The organism is Eudoraea chungangensis (genome assembly GCF_029360665.1).
In the GTDB taxonomy this organism is placed as follows: Bacteria; Bacteroidota; Bacteroidia; order Flavobacteriales; family Flavobacteriaceae; genus Eudoraea; species Eudoraea chungangensis.
In genome coordinates this window covers 284,648-301,262 of the sequence record NZ_JARDUB010000001.1, presented here as the reverse complement: position 1 = coordinate 301,262, position 16,615 = coordinate 284,648, and the positions used below count along the sequence as shown (strand labels likewise).

Here is a 16,615-nt window from a genome sequence, read left to right as displayed (position 1 = left end):
GTAATTGAGAGTAATAAATGAAAGGACCCTTATTTTATTCTAAAATTCTATTGTTCGGAGAATATGGAATTATTAAAGACTCCAAAGGTCTTTCCATACCTTATAATTTTTTTAAAGGTGCTCTAAAGTCTGAAGACACCCTATCTGCTAACGCTCAGGAGTCTAATGATAGTTTGCGGAACTATTATACGTATTTAGAAAATTTACAGCGTAGTGAGCCAGGTTTAATCTCTTTCAAATTAGATAGCCTAAAACAAGATGTTGAGAAGGGGATGTATTTTGACAGCTCTATTCCTCAAGGCTATGGGATAGGAAGTAGTGGTGCACTCGTAGCTGCTATTTATGATAAATATGCAATTAATAAAATTACTGTCTTAGAGAATTTAACGCGCGAAAAGTTGTTGAAACTAAAAGAAATTTTTGGTAAGATGGAATCTTTCTTCCATGGAAAATCTTCCGGTTTAGATCCTTTAAACAGTTATTTAAGTCTGCCAATATTAATTAATTCTCGGGATAACATTGAATCTACAAGCATTCCCTCGCAAAATTTAAATGGGAAAGGAGCAGTCTTTCTTTTGGATAGTGGTATAATAGGGGAAACAGCGCCTATGGTCCAGATATTTATGGAAAAAATGAAACAAGAAGGTTTCCGAAACGTTCTAAAGGATCAATTTATCAAACATACAGACGCCTGTGTGGAAGACTTCGTAAGCGGCAATGTAAAATCCCTCTTTGGCAATCTAAAGCAGTTATCTAATGTTGTTTTGGATCATTTTAAACCTATGATACCAAAAGAGTTTCATAAGCTATGGAAGCAAGGGATTGAAACTAACGATTATTATTTAAAATTATGTGGCTCTGGTGGTGGAGGTTATATTTTAGGTTTTACGGAAGATCTAGAAAAAGCACGTATTGCCTTAAAAGACCATCACTTAGAAGTTGTATATAACTTCTAGAAAATTCAAAATGCTTAGTAGAAAAAATAAACTCTTGCTTTTAAAAGGCCTGAGCTTATTTTCAATAATAAGAGGTTATAATGTACTGATGATAACCTTGGCTCAATATATGGCATCGGTTTATATTTTGGCGCCCGATCTACCTTTAAGACAAATAATCTTTGATCCTAATTTATTTGTACTAGTTTTGGCTTCTGCATTGGTTATTTCCGGAGGATATATTATTAATAGTTTTTATGATTCGGAGAAAGACTTGATTAACAGGCCTCATAAGACTATGTTAGATAGGCTAGTTAATCAACGAACAAAACTAAGCGCCTATTTTGTTTTTAATTTTTTGGCCGTTTTTTTTGCTAGCTATGTTTCCTTTAGAGCGGTAGTTTTTTTCTCCATCTACATTTTTGGTATATGGTTATATTCTCATCGTTTTAAAAAGATTCCTTTTCTTGGGAATATGGTCTCTGCAATCTTGATTATAGTACCTTTTTTTGCCATTCTGGTCTATTATAGAAATTTTGAACCAGTAATTTTTGTACATGCAATCTTCTTATTTCTTATAATTCTTGCCAGGGAGGTGATAAAGGATATGGAAAATATAGCTGGGGATCTTGTTCAGGGTTACAGGACAATCCCAATATTGTATGGCGTATCATTTTCTAAAATGATTATTTCCATTTTGATTGGCTTAACCATTATCCCGGCTCTTTTATTGATAAATAAGTTTGATGTGGGATATATGTATATTTATTTTATAAGTTGTATTTTTTTCTTGATTGGTTTTTTATATCTCTTATGGAAGGCCAAAGGGAAAGAAGACTATATTAGATTACACAATATTCTTAAATTTATTATTGTTCTAGGGGTTTTTAGTATTTTATTGATAGACATAGACCTGGTTTTAAATCGAATAGTATAATGCAAAATTTATTAAAAATTGCCTTGGCGCAGATTAGTCCGGTATGGCTGGATAAAAAGGGGACTATAGATAAAATTTGTGTTTCCATGGAAAAGGCTGCTGCCGAAGACGCAGATTTAGTTGTATTTGGCGAGGGATTGCTACCGGGCTATCCTTTTTGGTTGGCGTATACGAATGGTGCAGGGTGGAACCTACCCATAAACAAGAAGCTTCACGCTGCTTATGCAAGGGCAGCTATCCAGATAGAGGCCGGAGATATAGATGTTGTTTGTAAATTGGCCAAGGAGTTTAAGTTGGCAGTCTATTTAGGGGCTATAGAACGCCCTGCAGATCGAGGTGGTCATAGTCTGTACTGTTCTTTGATTTATATCGATAGCAATGGAATTATACAATCTGTGCATAGAAAATTGCAACCCACATATGACGAAAGGCTTACATGGTCTCCTGGAGATGGTAATGGTTTAAAAACACATAAGCTAAAGAGTTTTACCGTTGGCGGGCTAAATTGTTGGGAGAATTGGATGCCAATGGTCCGCTCAAGTATGTATGCTTTAGGGGAAAATCTACATATAGCCGTATGGCCCGGAAGTGATCATAACACCAAGGATGTTACAAGGTTTATCGCTCGCGAATCTAGGAGTTATGTAGTTTCTGTATCTTCAATAATGACTAAGGAAGCACTTCCGGAAGATACTCCATTCAGAGAACATCTATTAATGCAAATGCCACAAGTCTTGGCAAATGGAGGTTCTTGTGTTGCCGGTCCGGATGGTGAATGGCTTATGGAGCCAATTATTGGAAAAGAAGATATTTTTTACGAGACTATCGATTTTAACAGAATTTACGAAGAAAGGCAGAATTTTGATCCCTCAGGACACTATTCCAGACCGGATGTTACCTGTTTATCCGTCAATAGAGAAAGACAATCTGTTTTAAATACCAAGGATTAATATTTCGGTGGTTGTAGATTAACATTCAATTGCCTTCACTACCTTTGCAAAAAAAATAGCCCATGGGTAAATTTGACAACAATAAGGATAAGAATTCTAGTCCTAAAGACAAGCGTTATAAGGACACGAAATCCTTTAAAAAAGGACCTAAAAAGTATTCTGCTCCAAAGTCTAAACCTCAGGTTTCCAATCCTGATTTAATAAGACTTAATCGTTATATTGCCAATTCTGGAGTTTGCTCAAGGAGGGATGCGGATACCTATATTGCTTCCGGTAATGTTACCGTTAACGGTAAAACCATCACAGAAATGGGTTTTAAGGTGAAACTATCTGATGTGGTAAAGTTTGACGGCCGCTTGTTAAACCCACAAAAAAAGGAATATGTTCTATTAAATAAACCTAAGAATTTTATTACGACTACCAGTGATGAAAAAGGGAGAAGAACCGTAATGGAATTGGTATCGAAGGCTTCTAAATCTAGACTTGTACCTGTTGGTCGCTTAGATAGGAATACTACCGGCCTCTTACTCTTTACAAATGATGGAGACTTGGCAAAAAAGCTTACCCATCCAAAATATGGTATTCGTAAAATATATCATGTAGAATTGAATAAGAGTTTAAGAGCAGAAGATCTTAAAAAGATTAAAGAGGGTCTGCATTTAGAAGATGGCCCAATTAAAGTAGACGAAGTAAGTTATATTACCGGTTCGCCAAAAAGGGAAGTTGGAATTGAAATTCACAGTGGCAAAAACAGAATTGTTCGTCGAATTTTCGAGCACTTAGAATACGATGTCATTAAACTAGACAGAGTTATTTTTGCAGGTTTAACCAAAAAGGATTTACCTCGTGGACATTGGAGGCATCTTACAAAACAAGAAGTAATTAACCTCGGAATGAACCAATAGTTATTTATTTTCGGAATTACTTTAGGGCATTTTTCATCTTCGCACTAACTTCTTCAAGGCATAGATTGCCTATACTACCTTCGTGGGAATGCTGTATATCTCTTTTGGGAACAAATTGGTTTGAGGCTATGTCTTCTCCCATTTTTTTATAGGCATCTCTAAAGGGCATACCGGAAAGCACTAACTCATTCAAGGTGTCGACACTAAAAAGATAGTCGTACATAGGATTGCTTAGTATATCCTTATTAACCTGAATGTTTTCTAAACTAAAATGCAGCATTTCCAAGCAAGATTTTATATCCTGAATACAAGAAATCATTAATGGTTTAACCGCTTGTAAATCTCTGTGGTAACCACTTGGCAAATTTGTTGTAATAAGATTTATTTGATTAGGAATAGCCTGTATACTATTGCATTTAGCCCGGATTAGTTCAAAAACATCGGGATTCTTTTTATGCGGCATAATACTGCTCCCCGTAGTAAGGGAATCAGGAAAAGAAATAAAATTGAAGTTTTGATTCATGTAAAGACAAATATCCATTGCCATTTTGCCTATGGTACTTCCAATGGAAGAAATGGCGAAAGAAGCAGATTTTTCTACCTTACCTCTTCCCATTTGTGCTGCCACTACGTTGTATTTCATAGTTTCAAATCCCAATTGTTTGGTTGTATATTTCCTGTCTATTGGGAAAGAACTCCCGTAACCTGCTGCACTACCCAATGGATTTTGGTTTGTTATTTTTACGGCGGCATTTACTAAAAACACATCGTCTATTAAACTTTCGGCGTATGAAGAAAACCATAGTCCAAAGGACGATGGCATTGCAATTTGTAAATGGGTATAACCAGGTAGTAGAATGTTCTGATACCTGCTGGCCAACTTAATCAACAGCTCGAAAAGATCATTTATCATTGATTTTATTTCTGTCAACTCTTCTTTTATATACAATTGCATGGCTACCAGAACCTGATCATTTCTGGAGCGCGCCGTATGAATCTTTTTCCCAATATCACCGAGTTTCTGGGTAAGAAGAAATTCTATTTTGGAATGTACATCCTCGAATTCATCTTCAATAGTGAACTCTCCTTTTCTTACGGATGTTCCGATATGTTTTAATTCTTTGGTTAGCACAATCCGTTCTTTTTTGGTAATAATACCTATTTTTTCGAGCATTTTGGCATGCACTAACGAAGCCTCCACGTCGTGTTTGGCAAGGAGTAAATCGAGCTCTCTATCATTGCCAACGGTAAAGTGGTCTATTTTTTTATCGGTACTAAAGCCTTTGTCCCAAAGTTTCATCTGGTAATTTTTAAGTTCTATTTATTTACGTTAAAGGAGAAACCCTTTTAATATTTCAATATATAACTCTATTCCTTCCACAATTTCCTGGATACAAATAAACTCGTCTGCTGTATGTGATCTTGTGCTATCGCCAGGTCCAAGTTTTAAAGAAGGACAACTAAGAGCCGCCTGATCGGATAGAGTAGGAGAGCCATAGGTTGACCTTCCCAGCATAATGCCAGATTGCACCAATGCGTGATCTTTAGGAATAGACGAGGAATTAAGTCGCAAGGATCTTGCTTTTAATTCACACGGCGCTTCACTTAGTAACAGGTCTGAAATTTCTTTATTGGTATAGCAGTCGTTAACGCGGACATCGATTACTAAATCAACCTTTGCCGGAACCACATTGTGCTGGCTTCCAGCGCTTATCTGAGTCACCGTAAGTTTAACATCCCCTAATACTTCTGAGGTTTTTGAGAAAGTGTATTTTTTAAACCAATCTAATACCGAAATGGTATTATAAATAGCATTATTAGTATTGGGATGAGCTGCATGGGATGGCGTTCCATGAACGATGCCATCAAAAATAACTAATCCTTTTTCAGCAATTGCCAATTGCATTTGCGTGGGCTCTCCAACAATTGCTACATCTATGTGTGGAAGTATCTTTAAAAGACTATTTAAGCCATTTGGCCCGGAGTTCTCTTCCTCTCCAGTAGCGGCAATAATTATATTGTGATTCAGGTTTTCTTGATGGAAGAAATAGGTAAATGCAGCTATCAGAGACACCAGACAACCACCGGCGTCATTGCTTCCAAGTCCAAAGAGTTTTCCATCCTCCTCAATAGGAGTAAAAGGGTCTTTTGTATAGGCGGAGTTGGGTTTCACCGTATCATGATGAGAATTAAGCAAGATTGTTGGCTTGGAAGCATCAAAAGCCTCATTGAAAGCATAAATGTTGTTGTTAGCTCTCTGAAAAGGTATTTTATAAGAATTGAACCAGTCTTGTATAAGTTCTGCAGTCTTGTCCTCATGTCCTGAAAAAGAAGACTCCTTTATAAGTTCTTTTAACAGTACTATCGCATTTTCTGTTAATTTGGACAATGATGTTTTCATAAGCTTATCGTTGTAAAAAGTTTTTCTTTTCCTCCTATCATATGGAGATTTCCAATACAGACTTTAGAAACTTTGTTATACAATGCATAGAAGCAGTTGTCTATTTTTGGAAGCATTCCCTCAGATATTGTATTTGCGGCTAATAATTCTTTATAGCTTTCTTTAGTAATATTTTTAATCACGGAATCCGGCTCGTCTATATTTTTTAAAACCCCTTTTTTTTCAAAGCAATAAAAAAGTGTCACCTCAAAATCCTTGCTCATAGATGATGCAATTTCTGCCGCAATAGTATCTGCATTGGTGTTTAATAATTGTCCATGCCCATCATGGGATAAGGCACAAAAGACAGGACTAATGTTGGCATAAAGAAATTTCGAAATTACCTGGGAATTTACCTTAGAGACATCACCCACATACCCAAAATTAATTTCCTTGACCCTTCTTTTCTTAGCTGTGACTACATTAGCATCGGCCCCAGATAATCCAAGGGCGTCACATCCTTTGCCCTGTAGCTGTGCAACAATATTTTTGTTAACTAATCCGGCATAAACCATTACGGCCAATTCCAGGCTTTCTGAAGTAGTAACTCTTCTCCCATTAACCATAGTGGTTGTGATTCCAAGCTTATTTCCTAGTTCAGTAGCTTTTTTACCTCCACCATGGACCAAAATCTTTGGCCCTTTCAGATTGGCGAAAGAATCCAAAATAGCCTCGAGAGTCACGGTATCTTCAATAATATTTCCCCCAATTTTAATTACAACAAGCGTCTCTTTCATCATTTTAACTTTATCATGGCTTCATTTTAAATGCGTTGGTCTTCTAGGAGCTTTTGTAAGACCAACTGTGCTGCATAGGTCCTATTATTAGCCTGTTCAATTACCAGTGATTGGTTTCCGTCTAAGACGGAGTCCTCTACTACAACATTCCTTCTAACTGGCAAGCAGTGCATAAACTTGGCCTGGTCTAACTTTTTTGAAGTAATCATCCAGTTTGGACTAGTATTCATGACCATGCCATAATCATTATAACTACTCCAGTTTTTTACATAGACAAAATCGGCATTCTCAAGGGCTTTTTCCTGATTGTATTCTATTGGAGTATTCATGGTAATCCTATGATCTAATTCATATCCGGCAGGATGGGTAATTAGTAAATCAGCTTTGTTTAGATGCATCATTTTTACAAAGCTATTGGCAACTGCATGAGGTAAAGCCCTAGGATGAGGTGCCCAGGAGAGGACAATTTTAGGGCTCACATTTTTTTTATGCTCCGTTATGGTAATCACGTCCGCTAATGCCTGCAATGGATGACTTAGCGAGCTTTCCATGTTAATGACGGGTACTGTGGTGTATTTTTTAAATGAATTTAGTATTAGTTCTTCTTCATCTAATTTTTTGTTATTTAATCCGGCAAATGCTCTTATTCCGATAATATCACAGTACTGCGAAAGAACCTGAGCGGCTTCCTTGACATGCTCAGCACTTCCTTTATCCATAATGCTGCCGTCTTTATATTCTAGGGCCCAACCTTCTTCTCCAAAATTCATTATCATAACATCCATACCAAGATTAATGGCTGCTTTTTGAGTACTTAATCGAGTTCTAAGACTATTGTTAAAAAAGAATAAGCCCAAGGTTTTATTTAACCCCAATTTATTATTTGCCAAAGGATTTTGTTTAATCTTAAAAGCATCAGAAAGCCATTGTGGCAATGAATCAATGTCTTTAGTGGTTAGATAGTTTTTCATGATAATTCAATCTTTAAGGCATTAAAAAACACGTCTATTTGTTCTTTGGAAACATTTAATGCAGGAAGAATTCTCAGAATGTATTTATCCTTGGCACCACCGGTAAAGATGTGTTGATTAAAGATTAGCTTCTTTCTGAGTTCTCCTATTTCAAAATCAAACTTAAGCCCTAGCATAAGTCCTTTACCTTTAATTTCCTTTACCTCAGGAATGTCTTTGGCCTTACTTATAAAATAGTCTCCCATTTTTTTTGAATTTTCAATGAGATTCTCTTTTTCAATAACTTCTAGTACGGCAAGTCCTGCAGCACAGGCCAAATGATTTCCTCCAAAAGTAGTTCCTAAAAGCCCATAAGAGGCCTTAATTACTGGATGAATTAATACACCTCCAATAGGAAATCCATTACCCATGCCCTTGGCTATTGTAATTATATCAGGTTCTATTCCATGGTGTTGAAAGGCAAAAAACAAACCACTTCTACCATATCCGGATTGTACTTCATCGGCTATAAAAACAACTTTTTTTTCCTTACAAATAGCGCATACCTTTTTAATAAAGGAGGAAGATGGCTGGTCTAAACCACCAACTCCCTGAATGTTCTCCATAATAACCGCACAGACATCGCCTTTATCTAATTCTTCCTCAAATCCTTGAATGTCTTCAAAATCAAGAAAACTGACCTTTTGTTGTTTGTTTATGGGGGCGTTTATTTTAGTGTTATCTGTTGCAGCGACTGCGGCGGAAGTTCTACCATGAAAACTATTGGTAAAGGCAATTACGCGAGAATTACCGGTATGAAAAGAGGCTAGTTTTAGAGCATTTTCATTGGCTTCCGCCCCTGAATTACATAAAAAAAGATCATAATCCTCACATGAAGATAGCTCTCCTAGTTTTTTGGCCAACTCCTGTTGTATAGGATTTTGTACTGAGTTGCTATAAAATCCGATCTTATCTAATTGTGTTGTTATTCGCATTAAATAATGCGGGTGTGAATGGCCAATAGAGATAACCGCGTGTCCTCCATAGAAATCCAAATATTTCTGGTTTTTGTCATCAACTACTACCAAACCTTTAGCAGCCACGGGGGTAACCTTATATAGAGGATAAACATCAAATAAATTCATGGATTCAACTTTTTACTTGGTTTTAAATTCACTTATTTTTTCAAAAGAAGCAACAATACCACGTATCAGAGAAGAACTAAGACCTTGATGCTCCATTTCATTTAATCCTTGAATAGTACAGCCCATTGGGGTAGTAACTTTATCTATTTCTTCCTCTGGATGATTGCCTGAGGCAATTAATAAACCGGCGGCGCCGTCGCAGGTGTGCATAGCCAGCTCTTGCGCCTCATTTGCATCAAAACCTAATTGTATAGCTCCTTGGGTTGTAGCCCGAATGAGTCGCATCCAGAAGGCAATACCACTTGCACAGATTACGGTTGCTGCCTGCATTTGAGATTCAGGAATTTCCATGGAGTGCCCCATTCTATTAAATATGGCTTTCGCTAGCTCTATTCTCTTTTTACCTGCATGGTTACTACAAATACATGTCATTGATTTTCCTACTGAAATGGCCGTATTTGGCATACTTCTAATTATATATTTATCTTCTCCCAGAATGCTTTCTATTTTATCTATACCAAAACCTGTAATGGTAGATATTACCACATGATTGTCATTTAGTAAATCTTTTATTTCCGAAAGGATAGCCGCAAAATGTCCGGGTTGTACTGCAAAAACCAAAATATCAGAATTGGTAACGGCCTCTCTATTGTTCTGAGTTACGCTAACATTTCCATATTTCTCATACTCTTTAATGCTTTCAATATTGCGTTTAGTGAGATACATCGTAGTAGCACCGTTTGTGTGTAGTATCCCTTTTGCTATGGAAAGTCCTAAGTTCCCTGCGCCAATAATCGCTATTTTCATATTGTACTTTTTTTTTTAATAAATCATTGCTTTTAATTGAAGTCCCATATTTTCAGGGAAGCCAAACATTAAATTCATATTTTGTATTGCCTGTCCTGAGGCCCCTTTTAGGAGGTTATCTATCACTGAGGTCATCAGGAGAAGATTCTTGTGCTTTAGGAGATGCAGATGACAGTAATTGGTATTAACCACTTGTTTAAGGCTTACTTCTTGAGAAGCCATTTTTGTAAATACAGCATCTCGGTAGAAGTCTTGAAAAAGAGTTTGGGCATCCGTAATACTACCGTCATATTTGGTATACGCCGTTGCGAAAATGCCTCTTGCGAAATTCCCCCGATTAGGTAAAAAATGTATTGTTCCTTTCTTGGGTTGCAGAAGATCTACACTCTGCTCTATTTCACCCAGATGTTGGTGGGTAAAAGGTTTATACCAAGATAAATTATTAGATCTCCAACTAAAATGAGTAGTAGCGCTGGGTATTACACCAGCTCCAGTACTACCTGTGGTAGCGTTTATATGGATATCGTCTTTAAGTTCTCCCGATGCGGCCAAAGGCAGCAGGGCTAGTTGGATACAGGTGGCAAAACAACCTGGATTAGCTATATTTTTCGCTTGTTTAATTGCCTCTTTATTTAGTTCAGGAAGACCATAAATAAAATCTAAGCCTTTGTAGGTCGCATTTTCTTTTAATCTGAAGTCATTGCTTAGATCAATTATTCTTGTGTCTTCTGAAACTGTGTTTTTTGCTAGAAATTTAGTTGAATTACCATGCCCAAGGCAAAGGAAGAGAATGTCTACTTTTGGATTAATTATATCCGTAAATTTGATTTCACTCTGGTCTATCAAATCTAAATGTGTTTCCGTAACAGGTTTACCGGCTTTAGTAGTGCTATAGACAAAATCAATTTCCACTTTTGGGTGATTTACTAAAAGCCTGATAAGTTCGCCTCCAGTGTAACCAGAGCCACCAATTATTCCAATTTTAAGCATGTTTGCCAGAGATTTGATTAGATATTTTTGCAGGGGTAGATAACATTTTAATAAAGCCTTTAGCATCCTCGCCAGTCCAGGCTTTGTTCGTTTCTCCATAATGTCCAAAGGAGGCATTCATTAAATCAAACTTAGAATGGATTCCATTTAATTCAAATCTGTAGGGATGAAGTGTCAGAAAAACCTCGCCAGAAACGTTTTTTTGCGTATCTGACAGAAAAGCTTCAATGTTTCGCATAACTTCATCCATGTAATTTCCTTCATGCAGTAGCATTCCATAAAAAGTTCCTAATTGTTCTTTTTGATATTGCTGCCATTTACTCAAGGTGTGTTTTTCTAATAGATGATGCGCTTTTATAATTAATAGTGGGGCAGCTGCCTCAAAACCAACCCTTCCTTTTATTCCAATTATCGTATCTCCCACATGTATGTCTCTGCCTATAGCAAATCTTGAGGCTATTTCGGATAATTCTTGAATGTTACTTATTGGATCTTTAACCACACCGTCTAGGGATACTAGCTCTCCTTTTTCAAATCCAAGACTAATTTCCTTCGGCTCAGAATCTTCTAACTGAGAAGGGTAGGCCGAAGATGGTAATGCCTTGGCAGAACCTAATGTTTCTTCACCACCAACTGACGTTCCCCAAAGACCTTTGTTTATAGAGTATTTGGCCTTTTCCCATGAAAAGTCTATACCATTCTCTTGCAAATAGGTAATTTCTTCCTCTCTAGAGAGGGTCATGTCCCTTATAGGAGTAATAATTTCGATTTCAGGAGCAATAATTTGAAAAATCATATCAAATCTGACCTGATCATTACCAGCACCAGTACTCCCATGGGCAATATACTGCGCTCCGATTTTTTTGGCATAAAGGACAATTTCCATTGCCTGAATAATTCTTTCGGCGCTTACGCTAAGTGGGTAGGTATTATTTTTCAGGACATTTCCGAAAATGAGGTATTTCACAACCTTATTATAGAAACCGTCTATGGCATCAATGGCCTTAAAAGAACTGGCTCCTAGGAGTAATGCTTTTTTTTCCATTTCCGTCAATTCTGCTTCCGAAAACCCCCCGGTGTTTACGCTAACGGCATGTACTTGGAAGCCTTTTTCTTTAGACAAATATTTGGTACAATATGAGGTGTCTAGCCCTCCGCTATAGGCTAATACTAAATTTTTCATTTATTTTTTCTTTTTAAAAAAAGGTGCTCTTTAATACTTTTCAACCTTTTAAAACTTTTTGCGTTTACTTTCTTTTCTTCTGACTTGGCAGCAACCGGATCATAAAGCATTCCCGTACACAAACACATTTTTTGGTCTGTTCTGGTGAGTACGTCAAAATTCTTACAAGTCTGACAGCCTTTCCAAAATGCAGGATCTTCTGTGAGCTCCGAAAATGTCACTGGTTTATATCCCAGTTCATAGTTCATTTTCATTACTGCAAGCCCAGTGGTAATTCCAAAAATTTTTGCATCTGGAAATTTCTGTTTGGAAAGTTCAAAAATTGCTTTTTTAATTTTTTTGGCTAGACCTTGGTTCCTGAAATCAGGATGCACAATTAGTCCTGAGTTAGCAACAAACTTTTTATGGCCCCAAACCTCGATATAGCAAAAACCAGCAAATTGATCTCCCTCCAAGGCAATTACTGCGTTTCCATTTTCCAATCGTTTAATTATATATTCAGGTGTCCTTTGGGCAATTCCAGTGCCCCGAACCTTGGCTGATTCTGAGATGGTATCACTTATTATTTTGGCGTATTTAAAATGCGACTCGTTAGCAATTATTATTTCCATTGCTAGCTGTTTTTAGATAATATAAAATGGTTAAATGCTTATTGCGGAAATGGACTCACCTATTTCCATGAGAATGGAACACCCTTACGGGCGGGGACGAAAACGGAATACTGGACGCGTAGAATTGGCGTGCTTAGGGAATAATAATATTTGTGTTTCTATTTTCATTTCAATTCAAATGTACAAATTTGATGGAACTGGCAAGGTTTGAAGATCAATTTTTCTGAATTGATAATAATTCACCTTTTTTAATAAATATTTCATAGACCATGATGGCAAATAATACGAAATACTCAATTAATAACAGAATATAATTTTCCTCAAAACTACTATTGCCATAAGCTGCATAGCTGAGAAATACAAGACAAGACCAAACCAAAGGAAACTTATAGTCTGTATAGAGACTAAGGAAAACTACAAAAATAATATACCAGGGATGTACTGTTGAGCTCAGCAAATAGTATACAGTTAATACCCAGAACATGGATAACATCAAGGCATTAAGACTCTTCTTTTTATTTATTACTGAAAAAATGCTTACCATTAAGATAATAATACCGGGGATAAAACGGCCATATACTTTTATTACCTTCCATGATTGAACACCGCATTGAACAGCAATTTCCTTTACGACATTGAAAATACCTGCATTAAATTCAAAGTTAGAAAACCAAAGTCCAACTGTATGCGTGTAGTTGTCTAGAAATTCTGGGGCATAGAATGGCCAAGCGGATAATAGTATTGTTGACAGAACAACGAAATAGAACTTAAGACTCTTCCTAAAGCCAAAGTATGCGAAGAACATTGGCAAAAACATAAGGGGAATCAATTTAACCAATATGGAAAACGCAAATAGTATTCCGCCTAAAACCCACCTGTTCTGCACTATTAGGCAGAGGCCCCAAATAAAAAAGAAAAGCATTATTCCTTCAAAATGAAGATTTCCTGTGAGCTCTATGATTACCAGAGGATTTAGGAAGTACCAAAAAATTAGATGGGGAGATTTGTTGAGGTTACGAAGTAATTTTTTTCCAAAATAATAGATTCCAATATCAGCAAGTATAATAAGGGTCCGCATACTTAAAACGGTCCCTACAATAGTTTTGCCTCCCGCATAGGCAGATAAAGCAAAAAGAATTTGATTCAGTGGCGGGTAATTACTGAAATTTCTGGCACTAAGGGACCCCATATTTTGGTGTAGTATTTCTCCATTAGGTATTAGCACCGTAGCACTTTCCATTATGCTGTCGGGGGTAAATAAATATGGATTTAAACCCTGAATGATTAATGAACCATCCCAAATAAATCGAAAGTAGTCTTGTGATAAATTGGGTTCGCTAAAAAGGAAAGTCATCCTAAACAGGATACCTATAACAAGCAAAAAGTTGAAATTCCATTTTTCAAATTGAATTAACTTATAGCAAAGGAAAAACAAAGCTAAATAGAGCGAGATTAACTTTGTAAAATCTGTTCTCTCCAAGTCATAGGCAAAACTCGTATAAAAGAGTATACAAGCCAAAGACATAAGAATAGGTAGTCTGTGAAGATTCCAATAGGAAGTAACTTTAGAAGCCATTGGTTGCAATTGTTTGGCATCTACAAAATACAGAAAAACTCACAATATTTCAGCTAAAATAAAGCCGCAATAGTTGGAAAAGAATTATTAGCTGTTAGTTGTAAAAAGGGCTTAAACTTTATGCCTTAGCAGTCAGGGATTTAAACGCAACAAATCCGAAACCAAGGAAAAGCATAAAATGGAAAGGAAAAAGTCCAAAATCATTTAAAGGAATAGCACTATACATGCCAAATAAAAAGTAAAGCATTAAACCAAATTCTAAGATCATATTGGGAGAGATCTTTTTGGCTAAGTACTTATTACCTTTCCAGCTATCTCCTAGCTTGGAGATGTTAAATTTTGGAGTTCGGACGAATTCACTTCGTTTTCCCATATGCCCCTCCAATACAGCTACAGAATTGTGAAGAGAAAAACCTAGTGCCACAGAAAAGAAGGTGAAGAATAGTTTTATATAATCTACAAAATTATCAAAACTACTTCCCTGTATGCTCTTGTAGGTAAACCAATAACAGATAAAAAGGATTACCGTACTCAAAATAAAAAAGCTAGTAACTTCAAAAATCCACCCTAGATGGCCAAAAGTATTTTTAATATATAACATAGGGATACTTAAAAGGGCCACTATAAAGACGCATAAAAACATGGAGCTATTAAGCAAGTGCATTACTCCGTGAAACTTTGTTTTAAAAGAAATGTTTTTCGCATTGAGAACACTCCACACTGTTTTCCTAAAATTCTCTGCGCCACCTTTATTCCATCTGAATTGTTGAGATCTGGCTGCACTAATAACTACTGGCAATTCTGCCGGAGTTTCAACGTCTTCTAAATATTTAAATTTCCAGTTCTTAAGTTGCGCTCTGTAGCTTAAATCTAAATCTTCCGTAAGCGTATCGCCTTCCCAGTTTCCTGCGTCGAGAATACATTCTTTTCTCCAGATTCCCGCAGTACCATTAAAGTTGATAAAATGCCCCTTGGCATTTCGCCCTACTTGTTCTAAGGTAAAGTGAGCGTCTAATGCGAAGGCCTGAATTTTGGTTAGTGTAGAATAGTTTCTATTAATATGGCCCCATCTAGTTTGGACCACTCCTATTTCGCTGTCTTTGAAGAAAATTACAGTTTTCTTTAACCAATCTGAATTTGGAAGAAAATCTGCGTCAAAAATTGCAATAAAGTCCCCTTTTGCAATTTCTAGACCTTCTTTTAAGGCTCCAGCCTTAAAGCCTTCCCTGTTGGTTCTTCTTATATGTTGTATATCTAAACCTTGTGCTTTAAGTGCTTCAATTCGTTCTGCAGTTTCAATTACGGTATCATCCGTGGAATCATCCAGGACCTGTATTTCTAATTTGCTTTTGGGATATTCTATCTTGGAAATATTATCCAGAAGACGTTCCATTACGTATTCCTCATTGTAAATAGGTAACTGTATAGTGACGTAAGGTATTTCTTTGGGATCTAATAAATTGTATTTAGGGGCAACTTCATTGATCTTTTTATTCCCTAGGTAATTTACTAAAAGGTTTAATTGAGCCAAACTGTAAAAGAAGATTAGCAGTAAGGCGGTACTGTAAATTCCAATAATAATGTATGCAATTGTTAGTCCCATATTATTTTAAACTATATTTAAAAATCCAACCCAAAATTTTTATGCCTGCAAATATACTACCTTTTAATGTACCGGAGACTTTCGAAACTCCGATTCTTTTTTTATAGCGCACAGGTACTTCGGTGTACGACATCTTCATTTTAAGAGCTTTAAGCTGCATTTCGATCGTCCAGCCGTAGGTCTTATCCGACATATTCATTGCCAATAACCGATCGTATTTAATGGCTCTAAAAGGCCCTAGATCTGTGAAATTAGCTCCAAAAAACCACTGCATTAAGGTGGTGGCCAGTTTATTCCCGAATATCTGTTGAGGTGTCATAGAACCCTGTTCCCTGAGTTCTTCTGTTCTCGACCCAATAACCAAATCGATGTTGTTTTGCTCAATTGGTTCAACAAGTTTTATCAGCTCTTCAGGATAATCGGAATAGTCACCATCCATAAATACGATAATAAAGGGCTTCTTGGACTTTTTGGCCACATAATTCATTCCCTTTAAACATGCATAGCCGTACCCTTTCTGAGGCTCTTCCAAAACTGTAGCACCCGCATCTCTTGCCTTTATTAACGTATTGTCTGTAGAATTGTTGCTAACTACTATAATCTCTGAAACACGATCCGGAATTTCCTTTATAACCTTAGCTATGGAATCTTCTTCGTTATAAGCAGGAATGATTACATTAATATCCGTCATTAGAAAAGTGAAATTTCAATTGCTTAAATTAAACATTCATTCTATTCATAACCTTGCGTTTCCAAGAATTTAAGGCCCAAAAATAATGCTTATTAACAGTAAATTAAGGGAATATTATTTTGAAAGAGATCAAACGACAACAGTATTTCTAAATC

16 protein-coding genes are annotated in these 16,615 nt (G+C 36.5%); 4 read left to right on the top strand and 12 right to left on the bottom strand.

The genetic code is table 11. From position 1 onward, the window contains the following. Positions 1-17 precede the first annotated feature (17 nt). The 4 genes from PXG98_RS01325 (at position 18) to PXG98_RS01310 (ending at position 3,727) form a co-directional block, all read left to right on the top strand. Positions 18-956 carry a mevalonate kinase family protein gene (locus tag PXG98_RS01325; RefSeq protein WP_276388581.1) on the top strand — a complete coding sequence of 313 codons (939 nt, stop codon included), beginning with the start codon at positions 18-20 and terminating at the stop codon, positions 954-956. Between the two features lie 10 nt (positions 957-966). Further along, positions 967-1,872 (top strand): geranylgeranylglycerol-phosphate geranylgeranyltransferase, encoded by a 906-nt coding sequence (locus PXG98_RS01320; protein ID WP_276388579.1) that lies wholly within the window; start codon positions 967-969, stop codon positions 1,870-1,872. Beyond that, positions 1,872-2,822: a carbon-nitrogen hydrolase family protein gene (locus tag PXG98_RS01315; protein WP_276388577.1), complete on the top strand. Its 951-nt coding sequence runs from the start codon at positions 1,872-1,874 to the stop codon at positions 2,820-2,822. The genes PXG98_RS01320 and PXG98_RS01315 overlap by 1 nt, the downstream gene beginning before the upstream one ends. 62 nt (positions 2,823-2,884) lie before the next feature. Next, complete coding sequence (locus PXG98_RS01310; RefSeq protein WP_276388575.1) at positions 2,885-3,727, top strand: pseudouridine synthase; 843 nt, start codon at positions 2,885-2,887, stop codon at positions 3,725-3,727. Positions 3,728-3,743: 16 nt separating this feature from the next. Here the strand turns inward: PXG98_RS01310 and argH are convergent, their stop codons facing one another. The 12 genes from argH to PXG98_RS01250 form a co-directional block, all read right to left on the bottom strand. After that, positions 3,744-5,027 carry an argininosuccinate lyase gene (gene argH / locus PXG98_RS01305; protein WP_276388573.1) on the bottom strand — a complete coding sequence of 428 codons (1,284 nt, stop codon included), beginning with the start codon at positions 5,025-5,027 and terminating at the stop codon, positions 3,744-3,746. Positions 5,028-5,057: 30 nt separating this feature from the next. Then, on the bottom strand, positions 5,058-6,128 hold the full coding sequence (locus PXG98_RS01300) for a M20 family metallo-hydrolase (protein WP_276388572.1): 1,071 nt from the start codon (positions 6,126-6,128) through the stop codon (positions 5,058-5,060). After that, complete coding sequence (gene argB, locus PXG98_RS01295; protein WP_338150217.1) at positions 6,125-6,907, bottom strand: acetylglutamate kinase; 783 nt, start codon at positions 6,905-6,907, stop codon at positions 6,125-6,127. The genes PXG98_RS01300 and argB overlap by 4 nt, the downstream gene beginning before the upstream one ends. Positions 6,908-6,930: 23 nt before the next feature. Continuing rightward, complete coding sequence (locus PXG98_RS01290) at positions 6,931-7,875, bottom strand: Rossmann-fold NAD(P)-binding domain-containing protein (protein WP_276388570.1); 945 nt, start codon at positions 7,873-7,875, stop codon at positions 6,931-6,933. Continuing rightward, the gene (locus PXG98_RS01285; RefSeq protein WP_276388569.1) at positions 7,872-8,999 is read right to left on the bottom strand and encodes an aspartate aminotransferase family protein; all 1,128 of its coding nucleotides are present in this window, start codon (positions 8,997-8,999) and stop codon (positions 7,872-7,874) included. The genes PXG98_RS01290 and PXG98_RS01285 overlap by 4 nt, the downstream gene beginning before the upstream one ends. A gap of 12 nt (positions 9,000-9,011) precedes the next feature. Then, positions 9,012-9,806 carry a pyrroline-5-carboxylate reductase gene (proC, locus tag PXG98_RS01280; protein ID WP_276388567.1) on the bottom strand — a complete coding sequence of 265 codons (795 nt, stop codon included), beginning with the start codon at positions 9,804-9,806 and terminating at the stop codon, positions 9,012-9,014. A 15-nt stretch (positions 9,807-9,821) separates the two neighbouring features. Next, positions 9,822-10,796, bottom strand: a complete 975-nt coding sequence (argC, locus tag PXG98_RS01275; RefSeq protein ID WP_276388565.1) for an N-acetyl-gamma-glutamyl-phosphate reductase — start codon at positions 10,794-10,796, stop codon at positions 9,822-9,824. Further along, positions 10,789-11,979 (bottom strand): argininosuccinate synthase, encoded by a 1,191-nt coding sequence (locus PXG98_RS01270; RefSeq protein ID WP_276388563.1) that lies wholly within the window; start codon positions 11,977-11,979, stop codon positions 10,789-10,791. Before PXG98_RS01270 ends, argC begins: the two co-directional genes overlap by 8 nt. Then, positions 11,976-12,590 carry a GNAT family N-acetyltransferase gene (locus PXG98_RS01265; protein WP_276388562.1) on the bottom strand — a complete coding sequence of 205 codons (615 nt, stop codon included), beginning with the start codon at positions 12,588-12,590 and terminating at the stop codon, positions 11,976-11,978. Before PXG98_RS01265 ends, PXG98_RS01270 begins: the two co-directional genes overlap by 4 nt. Before the next feature lie 214 nt (positions 12,591-12,804). Then, entirely contained in the window at positions 12,805-14,166 is a 1,362-nt protein-coding gene (locus PXG98_RS01260) for an MptA/MptB family glycosyltransferase (protein ID WP_276388560.1), read from the bottom strand. 118 nt (positions 14,167-14,284) lie between these two features. Then, positions 14,285-15,769: a cellulose synthase family protein gene (locus PXG98_RS01255; RefSeq protein ID WP_276388558.1), complete on the bottom strand. Its 1,485-nt coding sequence runs from the start codon at positions 15,767-15,769 to the stop codon at positions 14,285-14,287. A gap of 1 nt (position 15,770) precedes the next feature. After that, complete coding sequence (locus PXG98_RS01250) at positions 15,771-16,460, bottom strand: glycosyltransferase family 2 protein (RefSeq protein ID WP_276388556.1); 690 nt, start codon at positions 16,458-16,460, stop codon at positions 15,771-15,773. Positions 16,461-16,615: the final 155 nt, after the last annotated feature.

Excerpts from the sequence above, each read along its gene's own strand:
- PXG98_RS01325 (WP_276388581.1), top strand. The coding sequence starts at position 18 with ATGAAAGGACCCTTATTTTATTCTAAAATTCTATTGTTCGGAGAATAT.
- PXG98_RS01320 (WP_276388579.1), top strand. The coding sequence starts at position 967 with ATGCTTAGTAGAAAAAATAAACTCTTGCTTTTAAAAGGCCTGAGCTTA.
- PXG98_RS01315 (WP_276388577.1), top strand. The coding sequence starts at position 1,872 with ATGCAAAATTTATTAAAAATTGCCTTGGCGCAGATTAGTCCGGTATGG.
- PXG98_RS01310 (WP_276388575.1), top strand. The coding sequence starts at position 2,885 with ATGGGTAAATTTGACAACAATAAGGATAAGAATTCTAGTCCTAAAGAC.
- argH (WP_276388573.1), bottom strand. The coding sequence starts at position 5,027 with ATGAAACTTTGGGACAAAGGCTTTAGTACCGATAAAAAAATAGACCAC.
- PXG98_RS01300 (WP_276388572.1), bottom strand. The coding sequence starts at position 6,128 with ATGAAAACATCATTGTCCAAATTAACAGAAAATGCGATAGTACTGTTA.
- argB (WP_338150217.1), bottom strand. The coding sequence starts at position 6,907 with ATGATGAAAGAGACGCTTGTTGTAATTAAAATTGGGGGAAATATTATT.
- PXG98_RS01290 (WP_276388570.1), bottom strand. The coding sequence starts at position 7,875 with ATGAAAAACTATCTAACCACTAAAGACATTGATTCATTGCCACAATGG.
- PXG98_RS01285 (WP_276388569.1), bottom strand. The coding sequence starts at position 8,999 with ATGAATTTATTTGATGTTTATCCTCTATATAAGGTTACCCCCGTGGCT.
- proC (WP_276388567.1), bottom strand. The coding sequence starts at position 9,806 with ATGAAAATAGCGATTATTGGCGCAGGGAACTTAGGACTTTCCATAGCA.
- argC (WP_276388565.1), bottom strand. The coding sequence starts at position 10,796 with ATGCTTAAAATTGGAATAATTGGTGGCTCTGGTTACACTGGAGGCGAA.
- PXG98_RS01270 (WP_276388563.1), bottom strand. The coding sequence starts at position 11,979 with ATGAAAAATTTAGTATTAGCCTATAGCGGAGGGCTAGACACCTCATAT.
- PXG98_RS01265 (WP_276388562.1), bottom strand. The coding sequence starts at position 12,590 with ATGGAAATAATAATTGCTAACGAGTCGCATTTTAAATACGCCAAAATA.
- PXG98_RS01260 (WP_276388560.1), bottom strand. The coding sequence starts at position 14,166 with ATGGCTTCTAAAGTTACTTCCTATTGGAATCTTCACAGACTACCTATT.
- PXG98_RS01255 (WP_276388558.1), bottom strand. The coding sequence starts at position 15,769 with ATGGGACTAACAATTGCATACATTATTATTGGAATTTACAGTACCGCC.
- PXG98_RS01250 (WP_276388556.1), bottom strand. The coding sequence starts at position 16,460 with ATGACGGATATTAATGTAATCATTCCTGCTTATAACGAAGAAGATTCC.